Source organism: Caballeronia sp. SEWSISQ10-4 2 (genome assembly GCF_030464885.1).
GTDB lineage: Bacteria > Pseudomonadota > Gammaproteobacteria > Burkholderiales > Burkholderiaceae > Caballeronia.
Genome location: NZ_JALPRJ010000178.1, coordinates 1 through 5,675 on the forward strand (window position 1 = coordinate 1; position 5,675 = coordinate 5,675).

The window sequence follows — 5,675 nt, forward strand, 5'->3', positions numbered from 1 at the left end:
CACTGACAGGCACTTGCCGCCATTAACAATGGCTACAAAATGGGCGGAACTCAGGACTAGTGTTGCGTCGATCGGTTGTGTGGCGGAGCCACTTTTCAAATTGAATGGCCGCTTTGGGGCGACCTGTCTGTCTCGTGTGGGTCGACTTCTGCCCGACGCGGACCGATCAATGGAGGCCCGCTCCGCCAGTTCAACGTCGGACCGGGCTCGGCCAGTACGGCCGTTGGCGGGCGCTTTCAAGCCGACTTTCGAACGTCGAGTTCGCTCGGACAGCGGACCTTCACCAGCCGATCCTTCCATTGCGTTATCGGCTACTGCGTACAGTGGCGTCGCACTACTTGATCGTATTGGCGGCGGCCTTACACACGGACGCGTCCTGATCGCCCGTACCGCCACTACAGCCGATAGCGCCAACAAGCTTTCCTCCTTCTATGAGCGGAAACCCTCCCGGCGATGCTACGAGCCCCGCATCCAGCGTGTTCACGTATGCGTGTCCGGTCTCAAACTGATTGTAGAAGATCCGGGTTTCCCGACGAAATCTTGCTGACGTGCGCGCTTTGTTCTGAGATATCGCGATCGACGCGAACTGTGCACCGTCCATTCGTTCAAACGCGAGGAGCTCGCCATGCGTGTCGACGACAGCAATGTTCATTTTCCAGTCGTGCTTCTTTGCTTCGGCTTCTGCAATCGCGAGCAGCCTCTTCGCGGTGTCGAGACCAATCGTAGTGCCGTAGGGAATGTCGAATGGAATCTTGTCGGGCGTCCCGCCCGCGGAGGGCTGTGAGGATGGGGTTTGCGCTGTCGCAGCGGTTGCCACGACGAGGCAGACTGAGCACGCGATCTGGACACGGTTTTGCATCGCACCACCTCCCATCGGCAAGCCAGATGGTTGTCAACGTAACGCGGTAAGGGTTGGCATGCAAGGGTCCTTTGCCCGTTGCCAGCGTAGGGGGATTTTCCGCACAGTTCCAACTGCGCCAAGCCCCGAATCTCACAGCCTTCGCTGTGGCGATCGCAGCGCTCGCGATTCCGTAAATGCGTCTACCTGATTCGGGCGAAGCAGTACTCCAGCGCGAGTGAAACTACGCGACGCCGGGGAACTTGCCGGCTGTCACTGCAGACAGATGAACGACGGTTACACCTCGAAAGTTGCCGATCACCTGACGGGATATCTAACGGCGGAGGTGCGTCGTTTTCGACCTGACTTTTGAATCGTCGATTAGGTATGCACGCAGATGAACGGCGTCGGCACGATGAATTGCCGGCAGATGCATTGCCCGGTGGGATTGACCTCATACTCTTCGAGGATGAGCGAAAACGGCGGAACCCAACCGCTGTGCGATCCAGCCTCAACGCAAGTTATTGCCACACACAATAGATGCGTCCTGTCTGGGGACCTTCCACGCTGCGCACATATGCCTGCGCTACGCGTGCGGCTGGTACTGCGTCGAATCCTGGGAAGAATGGCCCGTAGCTCGACAACGACTCAAGCAGAACCGTCGGACTTACGGCGTTGATACGGAGTCCGCGCGGTAGCTCGATCGCGGCACCGCGCACGAAGCCTTCCACAGCAGCATTGACCGCCATCGCGTTCGCACCTTGGCGAATCGGCTCATCAATGCCGGTGGTCAGGGTGATCGAGCCGCCGTCGTTCAGCATATGCTGTCCAAGCAAGGCGAGGCGGACCTGGCCAAGCAGTTTGCTCTGGAGACCAACGTTGAAATCGGCGGGCAGCATCTTTGGGAGCGGCCCCAAGAACAGTCCGCCTGCAGCTGAAACGATCGCATCAACGCGTCCAATTTGGGCATACATCGCGTCGACGCTTGAGTCGCTGGTGATATCGACCTGAAGGTCGCCGCTCGTGCGGCCCACCCTTACTACGTCATGCTTACGCTCATCCAAAGCTTGTGCCACAACGCTACCTATGGCGCCGGTTGCGCCAACAATGAGAACTTTCATAAATCGCTCCTTTATTGAGATCAAGAGACGCCATTCTTTTTCGAATCTTTTCTTTGATAAAGTGCATCCTAGTTAGGACATTGAGAACTCTTCGTTCGCAATTGACAGACTTCGCGTTATGGAAGTCTTTGTCGCGACGGCACATGGCCGGAATCAAGCGGCGATTCAACTTGAGTTCTATTCCGTTTGACCCGGAAGGAAACCAGCCGCCTAATGAGTGTCTGCTTTCCGGCTCAGCCAAGGGCCGCTCAGGGTCGACGGCCCGTCGCATACTTGCTGCGATCAGCGATCAATCGAGGTCTGCGTCGCACCGGGTTCGGCCAGATACGGATACCGCGCTATTCGGCGATCGACTTCCGGTCTAAGGGATTCACGACATAACGGATATCGGCATGACAAAACTGTTGCCACCGACGATTGCCATGCTTGCCGGATGCGTTATCAGTTTCGGAACCGCACACGGAGCCGACAGCAAGGACGCACAGCCATGTAGCGCGGCAAATGTTTCGAACACACATGGCCCTTTTGTCCCACAGTTTTTCCTTCCGGACCAGCAAAGGAAGCCTGCGAAGCCGACTACGACAGTCCACAGTTTTTCAACTCAAGGTTGCGCCGGCGCAGTTTTAAAGGGCGAACGGGGAACCGCGCGGATCGGGGGCGACACAATTGAACTGAAGGACGGAACCGTCTATGTGAACGGCGTTTCCTATGGTGCCGTTACACCAACGAAAACGGTCGAATACGACGTTACACGAGACAAACGCACATTGGTGGTGGACGGCAAAATCCGTTCACCCGCGTGCTGACTCTCTTCCGGGCAGCCCTTATCTCCTCATCCGACGGTTGGTCGACATACCCGGGTCCGGCCAACGACCAGCCTACCTCATGGCTTTGGCGTTCAATCAGATTGTCGGAACTGGAGCTACGGGTGTGGAACCTTCCGGCAACGTCCGTTTCACGGTCGAAGTAACCAATCTGCCAGGACCCATTCTCAAGGTCATTGCCGAGGCGCTCTAACGAGCACTAGTACAGAAAGTTCAACGTTGAAGGAACAGATCGGCCGCAAAGTCTTATACCTGTGCGATGCGCATTTCAACATTCAACGAACGTCGGCACCACGCATCACATCGCAAACCGGCGCGGGCTCATCATTATGCGTACGGCTTTGGGCGGAAACACTTGCCACGATCCGTCGTCGTGACGGAAGAAGAACAGCGCGAGCACCCCGGTCGGCCTGAGCGCTTCCACGCGAACATAGCGGACATGGTTCGCTTGCATGCGGCACAAGCGGATGTCGCGGACCGGAGCGGCGGGTGTCGGAGCGAGCCATTTATCGACTATCCGGCGCAGTGAATCACGTTGCGTATTCATGATGTTTCTCCTCGATGATTGCAGCAAACCGGGTCAGGCGGCGAGCAGGTCGTCATGACCTTTTGCGTCGATCCAACCCTTAAGCATTGCTATTGCCACACGGCATGCGACGCTCGGATGAGCGAGGCAGGCCTCCACTTGCGAACTGCGGTTCTCGCCAAAGAGCACCCAGGCGCACAGATGCTCGCAGTTGTTGCTCAGCAGCCGATAGCGGTTTTCGCCAAGCCTTGAGCGAGCGCGGCGGACTGCATCCTGTCCCGTGAACGTCGCCATGGCGTGCATCCGGATATGGATCTCGCGGCCTGCGGCGAAGCGTTCGAGGGTGGTCTCTTCAATCGGACCGCGATGCGACGAACCGGCGAAGCCGGCGTAGTGCACGACGCGGCCATTGCCGACGTAGATCCCGTGATGTTCGTAACCCGAGCGTTGGGTAACGAGATGAGCACCGGGAGCGGGTTCGCTGTCGAACGCAACATCGGGAGTTGAGCGGCCGAGTCGAGCGCAGAGCCTGGATGTTTGATTGCCCGACATGACCGGTTTCTCCTGGAAGGTTGGAAGCCGGGGTGTTGCATGTAAGCCGGCGGTTGATCAAGTCATTGCATCAACCGGGCCAACGCGTACAAAGCCTTGCGGGATAAGGCGAATGGAGAAATTAGGAAGTGAGCGGCAGTGCGAAGACAACGAGAGATCCAACACTTTTTTGAGCGATGTGTTGGATCACATCCATCACTGGCCGAGGGATAAAACCATCCGAGCACGCGCGAGCCAACTACCGGATCACGGGCGGAGAAGGTGCGATATCAACAGCGTTTTTGTGGCGATGACAAAAACGCTTCACGAAGAAAACTCGCTTCGTTTCTTGCTCGGCCTGGTTGGCCGAAGTGAAGTCGCGGCCCCGTGAAGCGCCATGCGCGAATGTTGGTATTGCGGCAACTAAAAAGCGCTACCTGTTGGTCTCGATCCAACCAATCTCACCGGCCAAAGGTCGGCCGCGACTCACGCTACGTAGCCCAAACCCACACGCCAAAAGGCGCTGCACGAAAAGCACGGCACCGGCACAGGCTTCGGCATGCCCCTTGCATGAAGAAGCACATCCATTGACCAGGCAGGACCACCGGAGCCTCACCATGACCTCAATCATCGTCGAAGACCTTCCCCGCGATCTCACGCTCGATCGCGAAGCAATGACCTGCATCCACGGCGGAGGTGCGCCCTGGGTGTATGGCTGGATCACGCCCTATGTCGCATCGCAGCCATCCTTCGGGCCGGTCGTGAATCTGTACGAAACCAACAACAACTTCTATGCTGCTCAGATGATCAACCAGTTCCAGAACATCGACGTGAATAACACTGGCTCGAATTCGAACATCGCAGTGAACCCGAACGAGCGCAGCAGCAACCACAGCGCCTGAAGCACACACGAAGCACGCCTGAAGCAACCGGTTCTGTCTCGCCGCAAACGCGGCAACCCATCGGCGCAGAAATGCACGCCGCTGCAGACATCGGAGGTCTCGTGAGCAACACCGGTGAGTTTCGATGGGCATCGGCAGCCCGCACCGACACGGGTCTCGTACGCGAGATCAATGAAGATGCCTGCCTTGAAATGCCCGAGCACGGTTTATGGGCCATCGCAGATGGCATGGGTGGGCACGCGGTCGGCGATGTCGCCAGCCAGATGGTGATCGAGCGCTTGGCGCATTCCCCCGCGCCCGGCAAACCGGTTCTTCTCGATGATCGTATGCAGGAAGCGCGAGAGCGCCTCCTTGCTGTCAACGCGGACTTGCGCTCGGAAGCCGCCCGGCGGCAAGTGCGCCGGATCGGCAGCACGGTGGTACTACTGCTGGCGAGCGAACGGTCCTGCGGCTATATGTGGGCAGGCGACAGCCGGCTCTATCTTTGCCGGCAGGGTTGCCTGCGGCAATTGACGCGAGATCACAGTCAGGTTGAAGAACTGAAGGCTCGCGGCCAGCTCAGCGCGGAAGAGGCGTTGCATCACCCGGGCAAACATCTGATCACGCGTGCAGTCGGCGCAATGGACACGCTCGACCTCGATGCAGACCGTATCGATCTGCATGACGGCGACATTTTCCTGCTCTGCAGCGACGGTTTGAGCAACGAGGTAAGCGACGAGGAGATGGGCGGAGTCCTGACATCCGGCGACTGCCGGCAAGCCGTCGCCAGGCTGGTTGGACTCGCGCTGCGGCGTGGCGGACGCGACAACGTCTCGGTTGTCGTGGCCCAGGCGGAAGATATCTTCTGCCTCGATAAAACGCAGATAAACCCGACCCTCTAGTCTTACTGTGTCATAAAAATACTACGTCTACTATAATAAAGATACCGTGACT

At 58.0% G+C, this 5,675-nt stretch carries 7 protein-coding genes; 3 read left to right on the top strand and 4 right to left on the bottom strand.

Going from position 1 to position 5,675, the window contains the following annotated elements; all coding sequences use genetic code 11:
- Window positions 1-334: 334 nt before the first annotated feature.
- Both M0D69_RS43225 and M0D69_RS43230 read right to left on the bottom strand, forming a co-directional pair.
- Window positions 335-859, bottom strand: a complete 525-nt coding sequence (locus tag M0D69_RS43225; protein ID WP_301787909.1) for a heme-binding protein — start codon at window positions 857-859, stop codon at window positions 335-337.
- 500 nt (window positions 860-1,359) lie between these two features.
- Window positions 1,360-1,959 carry a short chain dehydrogenase gene (locus M0D69_RS43230; RefSeq protein WP_301787910.1) on the bottom strand — a complete coding sequence of 200 codons (600 nt, stop codon included), beginning with the start codon at window positions 1,957-1,959 and terminating at the stop codon, window positions 1,360-1,362.
- A 392-nt stretch (window positions 1,960-2,351) separates the two neighbouring features.
- Here M0D69_RS43230 and M0D69_RS43235 point away from each other — a divergent pair, with 392 nt between their 5' ends.
- Window positions 2,352-2,765: a sugar ABC transporter ATPase gene (locus M0D69_RS43235; protein WP_301787911.1), complete on the top strand. Its 414-nt coding sequence runs from the start codon at window positions 2,352-2,354 to the stop codon at window positions 2,763-2,765.
- A gap of 316 nt (window positions 2,766-3,081) precedes the next feature.
- Here M0D69_RS43235 and M0D69_RS43240 read toward each other — a convergent pair whose 3' ends face one another.
- Both M0D69_RS43240 and M0D69_RS43245 read right to left on the bottom strand, forming a co-directional pair.
- A complete protein-coding gene (locus tag M0D69_RS43240; RefSeq protein ID WP_301787912.1) occupies window positions 3,082-3,330 on the bottom strand; it encodes a hypothetical protein in 249 nt (82 codons plus the stop codon).
- 33 nt (window positions 3,331-3,363) lie between these two features.
- Entirely contained in the window at window positions 3,364-3,861 is a 498-nt protein-coding gene (locus M0D69_RS43245) for a lecithin retinol acyltransferase family protein (RefSeq protein WP_301787913.1), read from the bottom strand.
- 596 nt (window positions 3,862-4,457) lie between these two features.
- Here M0D69_RS43245 and M0D69_RS43250 point away from each other — a divergent pair.
- On the top strand, window positions 4,458-4,742 hold the full coding sequence (locus M0D69_RS43250; protein WP_301787914.1) for a hypothetical protein: 285 nt from the start codon (window positions 4,458-4,460) through the stop codon (window positions 4,740-4,742).
- Window positions 4,743-4,843: 101 nt separating this feature from the next.
- Window positions 4,844-5,623, top strand: a complete 780-nt coding sequence (locus tag M0D69_RS43255) for a PP2C family serine/threonine-protein phosphatase (protein ID WP_301787915.1) — start codon at window positions 4,844-4,846, stop codon at window positions 5,621-5,623.
- Window positions 5,624-5,675: the final 52 nt, after the last annotated feature.